20 protein-coding genes are annotated in these 19436 nt (G+C 63.9%); 11 read left to right on the forward strand and 9 right to left on the reverse strand.

The annotated features are described in order from the left end of the window. Window positions 1-37: 37 nt before the first annotated feature. Window positions 38-1198, reverse strand: a complete 1161-nt coding sequence (locus QCE62_RS03265; RefSeq protein WP_309914248.1) for an ABC transporter substrate-binding protein — start codon at window positions 1196-1198, stop codon at window positions 38-40. A 70-nt stretch (window positions 1199-1268) separates the two neighbouring features. Beyond that, window positions 1269-2210: a CysB family HTH-type transcriptional regulator gene (locus QCE62_RS03270; protein ID WP_309807489.1), complete on the reverse strand. Its 942-nt coding sequence runs from the start codon at window positions 2208-2210 to the stop codon at window positions 1269-1271. 227 nt (window positions 2211-2437) lie between these two features. On the opposite strand from QCE62_RS03270, the gene QCE62_RS03275 reads away from it, so the two are divergent. From QCE62_RS03275 to cobA, 6 genes are all read left to right on the forward strand, one after another. Continuing rightward, window positions 2438-4114 carry a nitrite/sulfite reductase gene (locus QCE62_RS03275; RefSeq protein ID WP_309914251.1) on the forward strand — a complete coding sequence of 559 codons (1677 nt, stop codon included), beginning with the start codon at window positions 2438-2440 and terminating at the stop codon, window positions 4112-4114. Window positions 4115-4124: 10 nt separating this feature from the next. Beyond that, on the forward strand, window positions 4125-4664 hold the full coding sequence (locus tag QCE62_RS03280) for a DUF934 domain-containing protein (protein WP_309914254.1): 540 nt from the start codon (window positions 4125-4127) through the stop codon (window positions 4662-4664). Window positions 4665-4667: 3 nt separating this feature from the next. Continuing rightward, window positions 4668-5399, forward strand: a complete 732-nt coding sequence (locus QCE62_RS03285; protein WP_309914256.1) for a phosphoadenylyl-sulfate reductase — start codon at window positions 4668-4670, stop codon at window positions 5397-5399. Between the two features lie 84 nt (window positions 5400-5483). Then, window positions 5484-6446 (forward strand): sulfate adenylyltransferase subunit CysD, encoded by a 963-nt coding sequence (gene cysD / locus QCE62_RS03290; RefSeq protein ID WP_309914259.1) that lies wholly within the window; start codon window positions 5484-5486, stop codon window positions 6444-6446. A gap of 27 nt (window positions 6447-6473) precedes the next feature. Then, entirely contained in the window at window positions 6474-7787 is a 1314-nt protein-coding gene (locus QCE62_RS03295) for a sulfate adenylyltransferase subunit 1 (RefSeq protein WP_409017778.1), read from the forward strand. A 34-nt stretch (window positions 7788-7821) separates the two neighbouring features. Continuing rightward, window positions 7822-8577: a uroporphyrinogen-III C-methyltransferase gene (gene cobA / locus QCE62_RS03300; RefSeq protein ID WP_309919581.1), complete on the forward strand. Its 756-nt coding sequence runs from the start codon at window positions 7822-7824 to the stop codon at window positions 8575-8577. 69 nt (window positions 8578-8646) lie between these two features. Here cobA and QCE62_RS03305 read toward each other — a convergent pair whose 3' ends face one another. The 5 genes from QCE62_RS03305 to lptF all read right to left on the reverse strand — a co-directional run bounded on the left by QCE62_RS03305 (window position 8647) and on the right by lptF (window position 12644). Then, complete coding sequence (locus tag QCE62_RS03305) at window positions 8647-9069, reverse strand: type II toxin-antitoxin system VapC family toxin (RefSeq protein WP_309914263.1); 423 nt, start codon at window positions 9067-9069, stop codon at window positions 8647-8649. Further along, on the reverse strand, window positions 9069-9314 hold the full coding sequence (locus QCE62_RS03310; protein WP_309914267.1) for an AbrB/MazE/SpoVT family DNA-binding domain-containing protein: 246 nt from the start codon (window positions 9312-9314) through the stop codon (window positions 9069-9071). Before QCE62_RS03310 ends, QCE62_RS03305 begins: the two co-directional genes overlap by 1 nt. 681 nt (window positions 9315-9995) lie before the next feature. Next, the gene (locus QCE62_RS03315; RefSeq protein WP_309914270.1) at window positions 9996-10367 is read right to left on the reverse strand and encodes a CbiX/SirB N-terminal domain-containing protein; all 372 of its coding nucleotides are present in this window, start codon (window positions 10365-10367) and stop codon (window positions 9996-9998) included. Between the two features lie 26 nt (window positions 10368-10393). After that, the gene (gene lptG, locus QCE62_RS03320; RefSeq protein ID WP_309807497.1) at window positions 10394-11542 is read right to left on the reverse strand and encodes an LPS export ABC transporter permease LptG; all 1149 of its coding nucleotides are present in this window, start codon (window positions 11540-11542) and stop codon (window positions 10394-10396) included. 4 nt (window positions 11543-11546) lie between these two features. After that, complete coding sequence (gene lptF, locus QCE62_RS03325) at window positions 11547-12644, reverse strand: LPS export ABC transporter permease LptF (RefSeq protein ID WP_309914273.1); 1098 nt, start codon at window positions 12642-12644, stop codon at window positions 11547-11549. Window positions 12645-12814: 170 nt separating this feature from the next. Between lptF and QCE62_RS03330 the strand changes: the two genes are divergently transcribed. From QCE62_RS03330 to QCE62_RS03340, 3 genes are all read left to right on the forward strand, one after another. After that, complete coding sequence (locus QCE62_RS03330; RefSeq protein WP_309914276.1) at window positions 12815-14344, forward strand: leucyl aminopeptidase; 1530 nt, start codon at window positions 12815-12817, stop codon at window positions 14342-14344. A gap of 18 nt (window positions 14345-14362) precedes the next feature. Then, the gene (locus QCE62_RS03335) at window positions 14363-14788 is read left to right on the forward strand and encodes a DNA polymerase III subunit chi (RefSeq protein WP_309914279.1); all 426 of its coding nucleotides are present in this window, start codon (window positions 14363-14365) and stop codon (window positions 14786-14788) included. A 113-nt stretch (window positions 14789-14901) separates the two neighbouring features. After that, window positions 14902-15240, forward strand: a complete 339-nt coding sequence (locus tag QCE62_RS03340; protein WP_309914282.1) for a DUF2486 family protein — start codon at window positions 14902-14904, stop codon at window positions 15238-15240. Between the two features lie 16 nt (window positions 15241-15256). Here the strand turns inward: QCE62_RS03340 and QCE62_RS03345 are convergent, their stop codons facing one another. Both QCE62_RS03345 and ilvD read right to left on the reverse strand, forming a co-directional pair. Then, the gene (locus QCE62_RS03345) at window positions 15257-15589 is read right to left on the reverse strand and encodes a c-type cytochrome (protein WP_309914287.1); all 333 of its coding nucleotides are present in this window, start codon (window positions 15587-15589) and stop codon (window positions 15257-15259) included. A gap of 135 nt (window positions 15590-15724) precedes the next feature. Further along, entirely contained in the window at window positions 15725-17398 is a 1674-nt protein-coding gene (gene ilvD, locus QCE62_RS03350; RefSeq protein WP_309914289.1) for a dihydroxy-acid dehydratase, read from the reverse strand. A gap of 108 nt (window positions 17399-17506) precedes the next feature. On the opposite strand from ilvD, the gene QCE62_RS03355 reads away from it, so the two are divergent. Beyond that, on the forward strand, window positions 17507-18466 hold the full coding sequence (locus QCE62_RS03355; protein WP_309914292.1) for a LysR family transcriptional regulator: 960 nt from the start codon (window positions 17507-17509) through the stop codon (window positions 18464-18466). A gap of 58 nt (window positions 18467-18524) precedes the next feature. Next, window positions 18525-19427: a prolipoprotein diacylglyceryl transferase gene (lgt, locus tag QCE62_RS03360; protein ID WP_309914295.1), complete on the forward strand. Its 903-nt coding sequence runs from the start codon at window positions 18525-18527 to the stop codon at window positions 19425-19427. Window positions 19428-19436 lie beyond the last annotated feature (9 nt).

The raw sequence follows: 19436 nt of genomic DNA on the forward strand, positions 1-19436 counted from the left end.
GCCGTGCGCCGTCCCTGCTGAATCGATCACTGCGTCGTCACTGCGCCAGATAAACAAACGCGCCGTTCCTGATGACGCCCATGACACTCGCACGCTGATCCAGTCCCACATGATCCGTCGCGCTCGTGTTCACGACGCCGTTCGGCACCACCAGTTCATGCGCGTGCTCGAGTTCCGAGCGCAGCGCCACGCGGAATTCCTTCGTGCCCGGCTTGCCGGCCTTCAACGCCCGCGCCACGGCGTCCTGCAGGCGCGGATACACCCCCGCCGCGTCGCCCGCGAACTGTGTCACCGAACCCTTGCCGTACTTCTCCTCATAGGCAGTGACGAAAGCCAGCGCCGCCTTCTTCGACGGATGATCCGCCGGCAGCGTCCGAGCGACGACCACCGGCTGCGTCGGGAACAGCGTGCCCTCCACGTCCTTGCCGCCGAGCTTGATGAACTCCGGCGTCGCGATGCCATGGGTCTGGTAGATCGCGCCCTTGTAGCCGCGTTCGACCAGCGTGCGCTGCGGCAGCACGGTCGGCGTGCCGGCGCCGGCGATCAGCACCGCATCCGGCTTCGCGGACATCAGCTTGAGGATTTGCCCGGTGACACTGGCGTCCGTGCGATTGAAGCGCTCGCTCGCCACAATCCTGATATGTCGCAGCTCGGCGAACTTGGTGAATTCGCTGAGCCAGCTGTCGCCATAACTGTCCGCGAAACCAATGAAGCCCACCGTCTTCACCCCGTGGTTCGCCATGTAGCGGGTCATGACGTCGGCCATCGCGCGATCGGTCTGGGCCATCTTGAACGCCCAGACCTTCTTGCCTTCCTGCGGCTCCACGACCGACGCCGAGCCGATCAGCGTGATCATCGGCGTTTCATACTCCGCGACCGGGCCGAGCGCCGCGAGCGCCGCCGGCGTGATGTTCGGCCCGACGATCACATCGACCTTGTCTTCAGTGATCAGCTTGCGGATGTTGCGCACGGCCGCGCCCGGGTCCGAGCCGTCGTCGAGAATGATGTATTCCGCGTTCTGCCCGGCGATGGTCTTCGGCCACATCAGCATCGCGTTCTTGCTCGTGATGCCGATCGCGGCGGCGGGGCCGGTGCTCGACAGGTCGATACCCACTTTCAATTGCGCATGCGCGGCGGCGGCAACGGCCGAAACGGCGGCGCCCGCAATCAGCCGGCGCATGAACTTCGACAACGTCATTGGAAGGTCTCCAGGGAAGTGGCAATGATTTTTGTCGGCGGCAGGCGGCCGCCGCTTTATACAGCGTTCGTCACAGTTCGTAGCTTTCGTGATCGCCTGAGAGCGCCTGCTCGATCAGCTTGCGGTTGAGCGACGGCGACAGCAGTTCCACCAGCGTGTACACATAGCTGCGCAGATACGCGCCCTGCTTGAGCGCGAGCCGCGTGACGTTGGTGCCGAACAGATGACCGACCGGCATCGCGCGCAGATGCCGGTCACGCTCCGGATTGAACGCGATGTCCGCCATGATGCCCACGCCCAGTCCCAGTTCGACATAGGTCTTGATGACATCGGCGTCGATGGCTTCGAGCACGATGTCGGGCGTGAGGCCGCGCAGCTGGAACGCCTGATTGATCTTGGTGCGCCCGGCAAAGGACGCTTCGTAGGTGATGATCGGATATTGCGCGAGATCGTCGAGCGAGAGGAGCTTGCGCTCCAGCAGCGGATGATCCGGCTGCATGACGGCGAGATGCTGCCACTGGAAGCAGGGCAGCGACACGAGTTCCTTGTAGCTCGCGATCGCCTCGGTGGCGATGGCGATGTCCGCCTGATCGCGAATCACCATTTCGGCGACCTGGGTCGGGCTGCCTTGCAGAATCGAAAGGTGGACTTTCGGAAAGCGCTTCTTGAACTCGGCGATGGCAGCGGGAAGTGAATAGCGCGCCTGCGTGTGGGTCGCGGCGATAACCAGGTTGCCCTGATCCTGCGCCGCGTAATCCTTACCGACGCGCTTCAGGCTCTCCACTTCCTGCAGGATACGTTCGACCGACGCCAGGATGATCCGCCCGGGCTCGGTCAGCGACCGGACGCGCTTCCCGTGGCGCGTGAAGATCTCCACGCCAAGCTCGTCTTCCAGCTCGATGATCGCCTTGGAGACGCCGGGCTGTGATGTATACAGCGCCTTTGCGGCTTCCGTGAGGTTGAAGTTCTGCCGGACGGCCTCGCGCACGAAGCGGAACTGATGCAGATTCATTTATAACCCAGCCGCATATCAAAGTAATTTTTCAGTCGTTTGCAATATATAGCAGGTTCTTTACTATCAGTCCAATTTTTCCAATATCCATATCTGTTTTCGTCATTTGCAAATGAGTGAACCGTCTGAACGACGGCCGCGACAGGAACTCAATGGATATTCGATGGATGAGACGCGCTGCGGAAACCTAGGCCGCAGCGTCTTTGACAAGAACATGGGGTCCCCGAATGTACCAATACGATCAGATCGACCAACGCATCGTCGACGAACGTGTCGAGCAGTACGCTGACCAGGTTCGTCGCCGTCTGTCGGGCGAATTGAGCGAGGAAGAATTCCGTCCGCTGCGTCTGCAGAACGGCCTGTACTACCAGCGTCACGCGTACATGCACCGGATCGCGATTCCATACGGCAACCTGCGCAGCGACCAGCTCCGCATGCTCGCGACCATCGCGCGCGAACACGACCGCGGCTACGGTCACTTCTCCACGCGCACCAACATCCAGTTCAACTGGGTCGAGCTCGAAGAAACGCCGGAAATCCTGCGCAAGCTCGCCTCGGTGCAGATGCATGCCATCCAGACCTCGGGCAACTGCATCCGCAACATCACCGCCGATCAATTCGCGGGCGTCGCGCATGACGAACAAGTCGATCCGCGTCCGTGGGCGGAAATCCTGCGCCAGTGGTCCACGTTCCATCCGGAATTCGCTTGGCTGCCGCGCAAGTTCAAGATCGCGGTGAACGGCTCGACGGAAGATCGCGCGGCCGTGCAGATCCACGACATGGGCGTCTATCTGAAGCTGAACGCGCAGGGCGAAGTCGTGATGGACATCCTCGCGGGCGGCGGACTTGGCCGTACGCCGATCGTCGGCGCGATCATCAAGCGCGATCTGCCGTGGCAGCATCTGCTCACCTATTGCGAAGCCGTACTGCGTGTGTACAACCGCTATGGCCGCCGCGACAACATGTACAAGGCGCGCATCAAGATCCTGGTGAAGGCGCTGTCGCCGGAGAAGTTCTCGAAGCAGGTCGAGGAAGAGTGGCAGCACCTGAAGGACGGCCCGTCGACGCTCACGCAGGACGAAGTGACGCGCGTGTCGGCGTTCTTCGCGCCGCCCGCCTACGAAAAGCTCGCGGACACCGACGCCTCTTATGAAAAGCATCTGATCGAAAGCAAGCCGTTCGCGCGCTGGGTCGAACGCAACGTGCGTCCGCACAAGGTGCCGGGCTATGCGTCGGTGACGCTGTCGCTCAAGCCGCAGCACATCGCGCCGGGCGACGCCACCGATCAGCAGATGGACGACGTCGCCACACTCGCCGACGAGTTCTCGTTCGGCGAAATCCGCGTGTCGCACGAGCAGAACCTGATCCTTGCGAACGTGAAGAAGCACGACCTGCACACCGTGTGGGAACGTGCGAAGGCGCTGGGTTTCGCAACGGCGAACGTGGGTCTGCTGACCGACATCATTGCGTGCCCGGGCGGCGATTTCTGCTCGCTCGCGAATGCGAAGTCGATCCCGATTGCACTGGCCATCCAGGACCGCTTCAACGATCTGGACTACGTGTACGACCTGGGCGACCTGTCGCTGAACATCTCTGGCTGCATCAACGCGTGCGGTCACCATCACGTGGGCAACATCGGCATTCTGGGCGTCGACAAGGACGGTTCCGAGTGGTACCAGGTGACGCTCGGCGGCGAGCAGAGCTCGGGCGCGACCGGCGCGCATCTCGGCAAGGTGATCGGCCCGTCGTTCTCGGCCGAGGAAATGCCCGATGTGATCTCGCAGGTGATCGACACCTTCGTCGACAACCGCGGCGAGGGCGAACGCTTCATCGAGACGTTCAACCGCATCGGCATCGCGCCGTTCAAGGAGCGCGTGTACGCATCGCGCCAGGCTCACGCTTAAGGATTCGCACATGACCTTGATTATCAAGAACCGCGCCATTGTCGAAGACGCCTTTGTCGTCGTGCGCGCGGCGGAAGACGGCACGCTGCCCGCCGTCGATGCGCTGCCGGCCGGCAAGATCATCGTGCCGTTCGCGCTGTGGAAGGAACACAAGGCGGCGATCGTCGCGACGCGTGCCAAGGATGACATCGGCGTGTGGCTCGCGCCGGACGACGAACCCGCCGACCTCGTCGCGGACTTCGGCCAGTTGAACGTGATCGCGGTGGATTTCCCCGTGTTCCGCGATGGCCGTGGTTTCTCCATCGGCCGCTTGCTGCGCGAGCGCTATCAGTGGACCGGCGAACTGCGCGCGATCGGCGATGTGTTGCGGGATCAGGTCGCGTTTCACGCGCGCTGCGGCTTCGACGCCTTCGCCGTGCGCGCCGACAAGGACATTCACGACGCGCTCAATGCGTTCGGCGAATTCACGGAGCTGTATCAGGGCGCAACCGACAATCCCGAACCGCTGTTTCGCCGCCGCGCGGCATTGATCGCGACTCTCGGAGCGTAAGGCATGACCCCTGAATTGCAAGCCAAGGTTGAACGCCTCGACGCGCTGCTCGATTCGATCGCAGCGCGCCACGAGCGCGTCAAGCTAGCCAGCAGTCTCGCCGCCGAAGATATGGTGCTAACGCACGCCATCCTGTCGCGCGGCGTGAAGATCGGCATCTTCTCGTTGAACACGGGCCGCCTGCATGCGGAGACGCTCGGCATGCTCGATACCGTCAAGCAGCGCTATGGCTACGGCATCGAGCAGTTCCTGCCGCAACAGGACGCCGTCGATGCCTATGTGCGCGATCACGGCCTCAACGCTTTCTACGAAAGCATTGATTTGCGCAAGAGCTGCTGCCATATCCGCAAGGTCGAGCCGCTCAATCGTGCGCTGTCTGACGTGTCCGCATGGGTAACGGGTCAGCGCCGCGAGCAATCGGTCACGCGCGCCGAACTGCATGAGGAAGAGCACGACGAACCGCGCAACATCACGAAGTTCAATCCGCTCGCGGACTGGACCGAAAGCGATGTGTGGGATTACCTGAAGGCCTTCGACGTGCCGGTGAATCCGCTGCATGCGCGTGGTTATCCGAGCATCGGCTGCGAACCCTGCACGCGCGCCGTGCGTCCTGGCGAGGACAGCCGGGCGGGCCGCTGGTGGTGGGAGTCACGCGATACGAAGGAATGCGGTCTGCACATCACGAACATCAAGATCGTCGAGGAAGCACCGAGCTCGGCGATCCAAGGCGCGTAAGTCAACAAGACGCCGCATCAAACCCAGTCACCGAACGCAGCGCTTCAAGGAAGCTCAAGCGCCGCCAAAACAAGGATCGAGAACATGAGCACGACGCTCGACTCAACCGTCAACGCGCCGGTCGTCAACCAGGCGACGCGCATGGATCACCTGGATTGGCTCGAAGCCGAGTCGATCCACATCATTCGCGAACTGGTCGCCGAATGCAGCAAGCCCGCGCTGCTGTTCTCGGGCGGCAAGGATTCGGTGGTCGTGCTGGCGCTCGCGCTGAAGGCATTCGGACTCGGCGCGAACCGCAAGACGTCGCTGCCGTTCCCGCTTGTGCATATCGACACCGGCCACAACTTCCAGGAAGTGATCGACTTCCGCGACCGCCGTGCAGCCGAGATCGGCGCCGAGCTGGTGGTGGGCCACGTCGAGGATTCCATCAAGAAGGGCACCGTGCGCCTGCGCCGCGAGACCGATTCGCGCAATGCCGCGCAAGCGGTGACGCTGCTCGAGACCATCGAGGAATACGGCTACACGGCGATGATCGGCGGCGCGCGCCGCGACGAAGAGAAGGCCCGCGCGAAAGAGCGCATCTTCTCGTTCCGCGACGAATTCGGCCAGTGGGATCCGAAGGCGCAGCGCCCGGAACTGTGGAGCATCTATAACGCGCGCCTGCATGCGGGCGAGCATCTGCGCGTGTTCCCGATCTCGAACTGGACCGAACTCGACATCTGGCAATACATCGCGCGCGAAAAGCTCGAACTGCCGTCGATCTACTACGCGCATGACCGCGAGATCGTGCGCCGCAACGGCCTGCTCGTGCCGGTGACGCCGCTCACGCCGGTGCGCGACGGCGAAACGGCCGAGGTCGCGCAAGTCCGCTTCCGCACCGTCGGCGACATCAGCTGCACCTGCCCGGTGGCGAGCGACGCCGATGACGTCGAGAAGATCATCGCGGAAACGGCCGTGACGGAAATCACGGAACGCGGCGCGACGCGGATGGACGACCAGGCGTCGGAAGCCGCGATGGAACAGCGCAAGAAGCAAGGTTATTTCTAAGCGACACGCCCCAAGGACGAACGAATCATGAGCATCTATCAAGCAGAAGACCTGGGCGTGTTGCGCTTCATCACGGCGGGCAGCGTGGACGACGGCAAGAGCACGCTGATCGGCCGCCTGCTGTACGACAGCAAGGCGGTTTTGTCGGACCAGCTCTCGGCGATTTCGCGCGCGAAGAACAAGCGCACGGTCGGCGATGAGATCGATCTGTCGCTGCTGACGGACGGGCTCGAAGCCGAGCGCGAGCAGGGCATCACCATCGATGTCGCATACCGCTATTTCGCGACGGCCAAGCGCAAGTTCATCATCGCCGATACCCCCGGCCACGAGCAGTACACGCGCAACATGGTGACGGGCGCATCGACCGCGCATGCGGCGATCATTCTCGTCGACGCAACGCGCGTCACGCTCGAGAGCGGCGTCGCGCAACTGCTGCCGCAGACCAAGCGTCACAGCGCGATCGTCAAGCTGCTCGGCCTGCAGCATGTGATCGTCGCGATCAACAAGATGGACCTGATCGAATACAGCGAAGCCCGTTTCAACGAGATCCGCGATGCCTACGTCGCGCTCGCGCGCCAGCTCGGTATCGCTGACGTGCGCTTCGTGCCCGTCTCGGCGCTGAAGGGCGACAACATCGTGTCGGCGAGCGAGCGCATGCCCTGGTATGCGGGCGAGCCGCTGCTCGACCTGCTGGAGTCGCTGCCGGTCGCGCAAGCGAGCGATCAGGCGCTGCGTTTCCCGGTGCAGTGGGTCGCGCGCCAGGACGGCTCGCAGGCCGACGACTTCCGCGGCTACATGGGCCGGGTCGAGGCGGGCGAGGTGCGCGTGGGCGATGCGCTCGCCGTGCTGCCGGCCAACCGCGAAGCGACGGTCGCCGAGATCATCGCCCCGGTGCCGGGCGGCGTGGCGCCGGTGGATCGCGCGTTCGCAGGCCAGACGGTGACGATCCGACTGGCGGAAGACGTCGACGTGTCGCGCGGCGATACCTTCGTCCCGCTGACGCAGAAGGTCGAGCCGGCGAAGAAGCTCGAAGCCGATCTTTGCTGGTTCGACGAAGAGCCGCTCTCGTTGCAGCGCAAATACTTGCTGAAGCAGACGACCAACACGGTGTTCACGCGCATTGGCGCGGTGAAGCAGGTGCTGGACGTGCATACGCTGTCGCATTCGGTGGATCGCGGCACGCTCGCGATGAACGATATCGGCCGCGTGGCGCTGACGTTGCAGAAGCCGCTCGTCGCGGACGAGTACGATACGCATCAGGGCACCGGCGCGTTCGTGCTGATCGACGAAGCGACGCATCACACGGTCGCGGCCGGTATGATTCGTGCGATTTCCGCATGAGGATGCTGAACGCGTGAGTTCAACGATGAAAGCTATGGGTAAGGTCTATCTGATCGGAGCGGGGCCGGGGGCGGCGGATCTCATCACCGTGCGCGGCATGCGTCTGCTCGAACAAGCGGATGTGGTGCTGCACGACGCGCTGATCGAGCCGGCGATGCTTGACTATGCGCCCAACGCGAAGAAGATCGCCGTCGGCAAGCGCTGCGGCCAGCGTTCGACGGCCCAGCATTTCATCAACAAGCAGATCGTCGATGCCGCGCTGGAGCACGGTCTGGTCGTGCGCCTGAAGGGCGGCGATCCAATGCTTTTCGGCCGCGCCGACGAGGAAATGCGCGCGCTGGAGGCGGCCGGTGTCGACTATGAGGTGGTGCCGGGCATCACGGCCGCGCTGGCGAGCGCGGCGTCGCTGAAGCGCTCGCTGACCTTGCGCGGCGTGTCGCGCAGCGTGGCCTTGGCGACGCACTCGCGCGCCGCGGACAGCGAGGATATCCGCGAGCAGGCGCAGGCGGATTCGCTGGTGTTCTATATGGGCCGCGACAGCGCGCCGGAAATCGCCCAGCAATTGATCGATGCGGGGCGTCCGGGCGCGACGCCGGTGGCGATCGTCGAGGCGTGCAGCACGGCGCGTGAACGCACGCTGACGTTGACGCTCGCGCAGATGGCGTTGGGTGAAGCGCAGGAATGGCTGGATCCGACGCAGCCGAGTTTACTGATGATTGGTGAGGCGTTTCGCGAACGGACGGCGGTGACGCCGAAGGTGCATTTGAAGGGGATGCAGGCGGCGGCTTGATGCAGTTGTTGGTCGAGCAGGGAACAGAAGCGCACTGGAGACGGTGCGCTTTTTTGTTGGGCGGGGAGGTCAGAGTTGCACTAGTTCGAGTTGCTTCCTCTTTGCGTTGTCGGCGAGAAGGATGTCGAGGGTGGCGATTGATCTCGCGTTGCAATCCAGCGCTGTCGCGAGATGCAGCGCATCGCCCGCACGCAAGCGGGTGGACGCGTCGAGCGCCAGAACGGCCGCATGACGAAATACAGACGGCTTGATGGGAGTCAGTCGTAGGTCCTTCGCGCACAGCCGTTCAAAAGCATGCCATGCGGCAGATGATTCCTCATCAGTGATCTGACCGGTCCGCCGTTTGATGCCCAGCGCACTGGCAAACTCGGTTGCGCACCAGGCCCCAGAAATCAGGCTGTCCTTGACAGAGAAGTACCAATTCGAAACCGCAGCAGTCATGCGTTCTATCGCGCAAAGCGCGACTAGAACACTGGTATCGACATAAACCATCAGTAGCGCGCCTCACGCCGAAGTTCGTCGATGACCGATTCAGTCATCGGCATGCGATCGCGTGTTTGCGCGATTTCTCTTATGAAGGCCTCGCGATCCCAGTTACCGGGGTGGAGGCAGATGCCACCGTCGACGGTCAGATTCGCCTGAATGTGATCGCCTTCAGACATCCCGGCATGGTGAAGGTATTCAGCGGGGATACGCACGGCGAGGCTATCGCCCCATCTGGCAATGAGCAGGTTCATGTCGAGTTCTCCTTGGTGTACCGATAAGTACCTTGACTGTAGCCGCGACGATGCAAGGCGAGAATTCGGCCGAATGGCCAGTGCTGTAGCACTCATCCGTCATCCGGCCGCGCTTGCGCCTTTTACTTCCAGCGTGATGCCGAGCAAGCGCCGAAGCAGCCAGCGGTCTTGCGTGAGCAGGCCGTTCAGTCAGCCGCGCTTCGACCCGCCTCAATCCACGTCGCAATTGCCGGATGTCTTCTTGCATTCGCACCATGTCTTCCGACTGCCGACTCAAGCAGCCAGCCTCGTCGTGGCCGTTGTGCACTGAAACCCCCGCCTGGCTCAAACGCGCGAGCTTTCACCGATAGAGGTAAGCGAGCGATTGCGCCAATGCGAATGTGATCGCCGCAAGGACCAGGAGGCCATAGTTGTCTTGCAGAAAGAAGATGAAGGAAGCCACGTCGTCAGCCGTTTCAGTTCGATCAGGCCCGATGCCCAGTCACCCGAACGCGCCGAGCCTGATAGACAAACCGCGTCATTCAAGCAACCAAGCCTGTCAGAAAAGGCACTGCCTGTGAATGAATGCCATGCTAAACCGGACGCTTCCTCAAGCCCACTGGATCAATCCGATCCTTCCGTCTTGAAATTATGTTTCTGCGTTGTCCGCCCAGTTGCCGCCTCGTTGCGAGGACGGCCGGCTTACTGCCCCACCTGCCTCAAGCAATATCCGGCGACCGCGTCCAGCACGGCATCGTCCTCACCGACAGCCGTCGCGCATGCAATGGTCACATCGGGATGCGCCGCCTGACACCGCGCGACGATTTCCGGCAGATCCTTGCGCACATGCCCGCCTTGCCCGAAGAACACCGGCACGACGGTGATCGCATCGCAGCCGTCAGCCACCTGCGACGCCACCGCCGCCGGCAAGTCCGGCGTCATCAGTTCGAGGTAAGCGAGCGCGACCGGCTCGCCACGCGCCGCGCGCAGCTTCGCCGCGAGCCGCTCGAACGGCTCGGCCCAGCGCGGATCGCGCGCGCCGTGACCGAACAGGATGATGCCGTGCTTGTCCATCGTGCGCTCCCGAGGAAACCGAGCGGTCAGTGCCGCTCCACCCACTTCAAGCCAAGCAATCCGACGGCCAGATAGGCGAGGGCGGGCACGGCCGCTGTGATCGGCGCGGGCCAGGTATTCAGATTGCCGATGTGCGAGAACAGCGTGTTGAACAGCTGGAAGCTCATGCCGATCATGATGCCGCCGAACACCTTCACGCCGACCACGCCGGCACGCGTATGCAGGTAGGCAAACGGCAACGACAGGATCAGCATCACGAACACGGCGAACGGATAAAGGATCTTGCGCCAGAACGCGATCTGATAGCGCTGCGTGTCCTGATGATTTTCCGTCAAGTGCTGGATATAGCGGAACAGGTTGAACATCGACATGCGGTCCGGCGACACCAGCAGCACCGACAGGATCTGCGGCGTCAGTTCCGAGCGCAGCGAGTATTCGGGCAGCGTCGTCTGGACCGCGCGATACACCGGGTTCAGCGTATCGCCGGGATTCACGGCCTGAGGCGGCGCGGCGGAGAGTTGCGTGTCGGTCACGCCGGTCAGTTTCCAGTGGCCCGGCGGCTCGTACACACCGGTCTTCGCGATGCGCACGTTGGTCAGGCGGAACTTGCCGTCGAACTCGTAGATGCGCACATTGGCGATGGACGTATCCGGATTCAGCGTGCCGACGTTGACGAAGCGCGTGACCTGTTCGCCGTTTTCCTTGGCGGTCAGCGTGTCCTTCACCCACACGCCGGACTGGAAGTTCGACGATACCGACGAACCGAGCGCCTCGAGCCGCACGCGCTCGGACAACTGGTCGGTGTACGGTCCCACCACTTCGCCGATCAGATACGTGACGAGCACGAGCGGTATGCCGATCTTCAGCAGCGAACGCAGCGCGGCGCCGGTCGAGAGCCCGGAGACGCGGAAGATCGTGAACTCGGATGCCGCCGCCATCTGCGCGAAGACGTAGATGGCCGAGATGAGCGCGGCGACCGGAATGATTTCGTAGAAGCGCGAGGGCGTCTGCAACGCGACGCGCAGCACCGCGAGCGGAAACTTGTAGTTGCCGTGGCCGACCGTGTTCAGCTCGTTGATCAGGTCGAAGAAGAAGAACAGGCCGGAAAACGCGAACAGGATGAAGATGAACGCGAGGTAGATCTGGCGCGCGAAGTATCGTTCGTAGATGCGCATGGGTTCAGGCTCCCTTCGAACGCGTCAGGGACGACAGCCTGAAGAGCGGCCGGTTGCGGATCCGCAGCCAGAAGATGAACGCGACCAGCGCGCCCACGATCACGTGCAAGCCCACCAGCCCCACGCCGAAGGACACCTTGCCCTGCTCGATCCACGATTGCACGACGTTCAGCAGGTTCGAATAAGTGAGGTAGATGAGCACGGCCATCACGAGGTTGATGGTGCGGCTGCGGCGAGGATTCTGGTAGGAAAGCGGAATGGCGAGCAGCATCAGGTTGATGGCGATGAGCGGCAGCCCCGCGCGCCAGGCGAATTCCGCGAGATTGTCCTTGGTGGGCGCGGCAAGCAGGTCGGGTGTCGAGATGCCGGTGGTGCTCGGCGTGTTGACGACCTGGTGGCCCATGATCTTCACGCCGTAGCGCTCGAACTCCATGATGCGGAAGTTCGGCTGGCCGGGTTCGCCGTCATAGCGGCGGCCGTTGTCCAGCACGATGAAACGATCGCCGTCGCCGCGCGTTTCCGTGTGACCCGTCTGCGAAACGATCACGTTGACCTTGCCGCCTTCCGTGCTGGTGACGAACACGTTCTGCACCTGGGCCTGGTCCGGCGACATCTTCTCGATGAAGAACACGCGGTGGCTCGACGGCGATTCGCGGAACTGGCCGGGCGCCAGCAAGGACACTTCGTCGCGTTGCTGGAAGCGCGCCTTGATCAGCTTGCTCTGCTGGTTGGACCAGGGCCAGCCGACGAACGCGAAGAACACGATGAGGATGATGATCGGCGTGGAGAACACGGCGACCGGCTTGATGAGCTGGGTCTGGCTCACGCCCGAGGCGAGCCACACGACCATTTCGGAATCGCGATACCAGCGCGTCAGCACGAACAGGATGGAAACGAACAGCGTCACGATCAGCATGACCGCGAGATAGCCGATGACGGTCAGCCCGATCAGCACGACGACGTCCTTCGGGTCGATCTGACCTTGCGCCGCGAAGCCGACGATGCGGATCATCATCGTCGTGAGCATGATCGTGAGCAGCACCATGAACACGGCGCCGGCCGTGTACGCGAGTTCGCGCTGCAGGGAGCGTTCGAAGATCATTGAATTTTGCTTAAGACTGGCGGCGATGCGGAATCACGCACGCACCTCTTCGGCAGACGGGAAGGGGTCTTGCTTACCCTCACGCCGCAAACCGGTGACTGCCGCGGAAAAAATAGCGGATAATTGCGGCTTTCATCCTTCAGCCAAGATTTTATCCGAGGATAAGCGCGATGGACTTTAGCATAAAAGCCTGTGATTGGAGCGAAGGCGAGGCAAATGGTTTCCTTACCGGAAAGTCGGATGTCATCGTCCTCGGCATCTTCGAAGCGCAGTCGCTCACGGGCGCCGCGCGCGACATGGATGTCGCGACCAAGGGCCTGATTTCGCGCATCGTCAAGGCCGGCGACATGAGCGGCCGCGCAGGCACCACGCTGCTCGTGCCCGAAGTGACGGGCATCGGCGCCTCGCGCGTCTTGCTCGTAGGCCTCGGCAAGCAGGACGCCTTCACGCAGAAAGCCTATGGCGAAGCCGTGCGCGCCGCATGGCGCGTGCTGCTCGGCGCGAAGATCGGCCAGGCCACCTTCACGCTCGCGCAATTGCCGATCCAGGAACGCAGCGGCGACTGGGCCGTGCGCGCCGCCATCCTCGCGCTGCGCGAACTGACCTACAAGTTCACGCAGATGAAGAGCAAGCCGGACACCACGCCGCGCGCGCTCAAGAAGGTCGTGTTCAGCGTCTTCAGCGCCGACGAGAAGGCCGCCAAGGCCGCGTTGAAGCAGGGCGTGGCCATCGCCAACGGCATGGATCTAACGCGCGATCTCGGCAACCTGCCGCCCAACGTCTGCACGCCCACGTATCTCGGCCAGACCGCGAAGAAACTCGGCCGCGACTGGAAGCTCAAGGTCGAGGTGCTCGGCCAGAAGCAGATCGAGGCGCTCGGCATGGGGTCGTTTCTCTCGGTGGCAAAGGGTTCGGTCGAGCCGCCGCAGTTCATCGTCATGCATTACCAAGGCGCGGGCGACACCGCCAAGGCAAAGGGCAAGAACGCGCCCATCGTGCTGGTCGGCAAGGGTATCACGTTCGATTCGGGCGGCATCTCGATCAAGCCCGGCGAAGCCATGGACGAAATGAAATATGACATGTGCGGCGCGGGTTCGGTGTTCGGCACCATGCGCGCCGTGGCCGAGATGGGCCTCAAGCTCAATGTGATCGGCGTGGTGCCGACCTGCGAGAACATGCCCGCGGGCAATGCGCTCAAGCCGGGCGACATCGTCACCGCGATGAACGGCACGACCATCGAAGTGCTCAACACCGACGCCGAAGGCCGCCTGATCCTGTGCGACGCGCTCACCTATGCGGAACGCTTCAAGCCGTCCGCCGTGATCGATATCGCGACGTTGACGGGCGCGTGCATCATCGCGCTTGGCCATCACAACACGGGCCTGTTCGCGAAGGACGACGCGCTCGCCGGCGAACTGCTCGACGCGTCGCGCGAGGCGGTCGATCCGGCCTGGCGCCTGCCGCTCGACGACGAGTACCAGGATCAGCTGAAGTCCAACTTCGCGGATCTGGCGAACATCGGCGGACGTCCGGCGGGCAGCGTGACGGCGGCATGCTTCCTGTCGCGTTTCGCGTCGAACTATCCGTGGGCGCATCTCGATATCGCCGGGACCGCGTGGAAGAGCGGCGCCGCGAAGGGCGCGACGGGCCGGCCGGTGCCGTTGCTCGCGCAGTTCCTGATCGACCGCGCCGGCGCGTGATGCGGGCATGACGCACGTATGACGCGCATCGACTTCCATACGAACGTGGGCGATCCGCTCGCGTACGCCTGCCGCCTCGCGCGCAAGGCGTACCTGAGCGGCAAGCCGCTCGTGGTGCTCGCCGAGCCCGCGCGGCTCGCCGCCTTCGACGAGCAATTGTGGACCTTCCAGCCGCTCGAATTCGTGCCGCACTGCATGGCGAAGAGTCCGCTCGCGCAGGACACGCCGGTCGTGCTGACCTCGAATCTTGACGAAGCGCCGCATCATCAGGTGCTGGTGAATCTCGGCGCGCCGATGTCGGCGCAGTTCGCGCGCTTCGAGCGGCTGGTGGAGATCGTCGGCAGCGAGGGCGGGGAACTCGCGGCGGGGCGAGAGCGTTATCGCATCTATCGCGATCGGGGCTATGCCATCGAAACGCACAATCAAGGCAATCAGGGCGGTTGAGCGAACAGAGTGGCCGCGCTGGGCTGGTTAAGCTCTGCCCGGTACACCACGCCTTGCATACAGACGCGGCCGCGCCCGCCGCGCCCGCCGCGCTCAAGAGGAGACCCCTTTCCATGACGGACAAGCCGCAATCCTTCGATCCCTCCATTCCCGTCCTCACCGACGTCGTCGTGCCCGGCAAGCCGGAGTACGCGCGCGCGCCGTCGGCCAATCTCGCCATCGAATACGACGCGGAGCAGATCGCCGGACAATTGCGCGGGCGCTTCACGAACTTCCTGACGGGCGATGCCCGCGCGCTGATCGAGGAGCGCTGCCGCGAAGTGCTGCGCGAGCACTCGGTCCAGCTCGTCTCCGCCATCACGCGCGAAGTGGCGACGGCGCTCGAGAGCCACATGAGCGAATGGGTGCGCGAGGCGGTGGAAATCGAGTTGCGCCGTCAGCACGGCGAGTGAAGGGCGCACGCGCCGGTCAGCGCAGCGAGAGGATCCAGTCGGCGAGCGCCGCCGCCTGATCCGGTGAAATCTGCGTGTTGGCGGGCATCGGCACCGGGCCCCACACGCCCACGCCGCCTTCCATGATGCGGCGCGCGAGCATGCCGCGCGCGCCTTCGACTTGCGCATACTTGTGCGCCACGCTGTCGAACGACGGCCCCATGAAGCTGCGCGAGACCGAATGGCAGCTCATGCAGTTGTGGCTTTGCGCGAACGCGAGCATCGAGGCGCTGTCGTTCTGCGCGCAGGCCACGCCGCACACGCTCCACCACACCAGTCCCGCAACGACGCCCCTGAGCTGTGCTTTCATGTGGTCTCCCCCGATGCACGCGCACGCTTCACGTTGTCGCGCATTATAGGAGACATGGCGTGCGGCACGCGGAATGCACAAGGGGCGCCGCTGCGCCCCTTGTGCATGATCCATCCGGGCGTTTCGACGCGCGTATCAGCCCGTCACTGCGCCCTTGTTGGCCGGCTGCGCCAGCGCCGCGAACTTCGCCAGCACACCGCGCGTGTACTTCGGCGCCGGCTGCTTCCAGGCGGCGCGGCGGCGCGCGAGTTCGGCATCGTCCACGTTCAGCTGCAGCAGCAGCTGGTGCGCGTCGATGGTGATCGAATCGCCTTCCTGCACCAGCGCGATGGTCCCGCCGGCATACGCTTCCGGCGCCACGTGCCCGACCACCATGCCCCACGTGCCGCCGGAGAAACGGCCGTCGGTGATGAAGCCCACTGACTCGCCCAGTCCCTTGCCGATGATCGCCGAGGTCGGCGCGAGCATCTCCGGCATGCCCGGCCCGCCCACCGGCCCGAGATAGCGCAGCACGAGGATGTCGCCGGCCGTGATCCGGTCGGCGAGGATCGCGTCCATGGCGCTCTGCTCGTCGTCGAACACGCGCGCGGGACCGGTGATGACCGGATTCTTGAGGCCCGTGATCTTCGCGACCGCGCCGTCTTCCGCGAGATTGCCGCGCAGGATCGCCAGGTGGCCTTGCTTGTAGAGCGCCTGCGCGATCGGGAAGATGACCTTCTGGTCGGCGCGCGGCTTGGCCGGCACGTCTTTCAGCTCTTCGGCGATCGTGCGGCCCGTGATCGTCATGCACTCGCCGTGCAGGAGACCGGCATCGAGCAGGATCTTCAACACTTGCGGAATGCCGCCGGCCTTGTGGAGATCGGTCGCGACATACTGGCCCGACGGCTTCAGATCGCAGATCACCGGCACTTTCTTGCGCATGCGCTCGAAGTCGTCGATGCTCCATTCCACCTCCGCCGCGTGCGCAATCGCCAGATAGTGCAGCACGGCATTGGTGGAGCCGCCCGTCGCCATGATGAGCGCGACGGCGTTCTCGATCGACTGCTTCGTGATGATGTCGCGCGGCTTCAGATCCTTCTTCACGGCCTCGACCAGCACGCGCGCCGATTCAGCGGCGGAGTCGACCTTTTCCTGATCGGGATTTGCCATCGTCGATGAATACATCAGCGACATGCCGAGGGCCTCGAACGACGAGCTCATCGTGTTGGCCGTGTACATGCCGCCGCACGAGCCCGTGGACGGGCACGCGTTTTTCTCGACGCCCTTGAAGTCTTCCTCGCTCATGCGGCCCGCGGTGAATTCGCCGACCGCCTCGAACGACGACACGATGGTCAGGTCGCGGCCCTTCCAGTTGCCCGGGCGGATGGTGCCGCCGTACACGTAGATGGACGGCACGTTCATGCGCGCCATGCCGATCATGCCGCCCGGCATGTTCTTGTCGCACCCGCCGATCACCACGACGCCGTCCATCCACTGTCCCTGCACGGCGGTCTCGACGCAGTCGGCGATCACCTCGCGCGACACCAGCGAGTACTTCATGCCTTCGGTGCCCATCGACATGCCGTCCGAAATGGTCGGCGTGCCGAAAATCTGCGGATTGGCGTCGGCCTTGCGGATCGCCTCGATGGCCGCGTCGGCCAGCGGTTGCAGGCCGGCATTGCACGGTGTGATGGTGGAATGCCCGTTGGCGACGCCGATCATCGGCTTGTCGAAGTCGGCTTCCTGATAGCCGAGGGCGTAATACATCGAACGGTTGGGCGAGCGCGCGACGCCCTGGGTGATGTTCTTCGAGCGGCGATTGAAGGCCATGGTGTGCTCCTGAGGGGGACTTTTTGGTCTAGTCCGGCAAGCATGCGACTCGCGCGATGTATCTGTCCAATATATTATTCACGGCTGATAAGGTCGCAAAACATATCAATGGACCCGCGCACCCCGTCTTTCGACTTGCGCCTCTTGCGCTACTTCGTCACGGTCGCCGAGGAGATGCACTTCGGCCGCGCCGCCGCGCGCCTGGCCATGACCCAGCCGCCGCTCTCGCAGGCGATCCGCGGGCTGGAGGAGGCGCTTGGCGTCGCCTTGTTCGTGCGGACGAAACGGAGCGTGGAACTGACGCCGGTCGGGAAGGATCTGCTGCCCGAGGTGCGGCGCCTGCTCGCGTCGGCGGATGCGCTGCGGCCGCTGGCGCAGTCGCTGGCGCGCGGCGAGGCGGGCGTGCTGTCGCTCGCGTTCGTCTCCACGGCCGACTACGGCTTGCTGCCCGCGCTGCTGCACGCGTTCGGCGCGCGCCATCCGGGCGTCCGGCTGCAACTCACCGAAGCCACCAGCGACGTGCAGATCGAGGAACTGGTCGCCGGCCGCATCGACGCCGGACTCGTCATTCCGCCGCTGCCGGCGCGCCATGCGGGCGCGCTGTCGTATCTGCCGGTGGCGCGCGAGCCGCTGGTCGTCGCGATGCCCGCCGCGACCGCGCGCGAACTCGGGCAGGGCGAGCTGGAGTGGGCGGACACGCGCGTCGAGCTGGGCGCGCTGGCCGCCGCGCCGCTCATCGTGTTTCCGCGGCGGCTTGCGCCCGGCCTGTACGACAGCATCATGGGCTGCTACGGCGCTGCCGGCCTGACGCCGCGCATCGGCCAGGAGGCCATTCAGATGCAGACCATCGTGAGCCTGGTCTCGGCGGGCATGGGGGTCGCGCTCGTGCCGCGTTCGCTGCGGCATCTGCGGCGCACGGGCGTCGTGTACCGGCCGTTGCGCGCGCCGGAGGACCCGGCGATGCTCGTCGAAACCGGGCTCGTGTGGCGCGCGGCGGAAGTGAGCCCGGTGCTGGCCGGCTTCATCGACATCGTCCGTTCGCGGGCGCAGGGCGCCGGTTCTGTATGATGCGGCCTTGAGGTTCGCTCGAGGCCCCCTCGAAGTCCGTCAGCTCTTTGACATCAGCATGCTCATACATCCCAATTTCGATCCCGTCGCCATCCATCTCGGACCGCTCGCCGTACGCTGGTATGGCCTCATGTATCTCGTGGCCTTCGTGTCGGCCATTGTCATCGGGCGGCTGCGTCTGCGCCTGCCCTATGTGTCGCGCCAGGGCTGGACCGCGAAAGACATCGACGACATGCTGTTCTACGGCGTGCTCGGAACGATTCTCGGCGGCCGCATCGGTTATGTGATTTTCTACAAGGCGAGTTACTACGCCGCGCATCCGCTCGACATCTTCAAGGTGTGGGAAGGTGGCATGTCGTTCCACGGCGGCTTCCTCGGCGTGACGCTCGCCATGGTGCTGTTCGCGTGGCAGCGCAAGCGCACCTGGCTGCAAGTGACCGATTTCGTCGCGCCGATGGTGCCGCTCGGACTCGCGGCGGGGCGTCTCGGCAACTTCATCAACGGTGAACTGTGGGGCCGCGTGACGGACCCGAACGCGCCGTGGGCGATGCTGTTCCAGAATTCGACCAACGACGACGCCGTGTGGCTCTCGAAGAATCCGCAACTGGACGCGCAATACCATCTCACCGAGATTTTCCAGCGCTATCACATGCTGCCGCGTCATCCGTCGCAACTGTACGAGATCGCGCTGGAAGGGCTGGTGCTGTTCATCCTGATCTGGACGTTCTCGCGCAAGCAGCGGCCTGTCGGCGCCGTGTCCGCGCTGTTTCTGATCGGCTATGGACTGGCGCGCTTCACGGTGGAATTCGCGCGCGAGCCGGACGACTATCTCGGCTTGCTCGCATTCAATCTCTCGATGGGCCAGTGGCTCTCGCTGCCGATGATCATCGCCGGCGTGCTGATGATGGTGTGGGCGTACAAGCGCAATCTGCGCCTTCCGCCCGAATCCGCGCAGGCCTGACTGAGATGC

The organism is Caballeronia sp. LZ033, assembly GCF_031451265.1.
GTDB lineage: Bacteria > Pseudomonadota > Gammaproteobacteria > Burkholderiales > Burkholderiaceae > Caballeronia.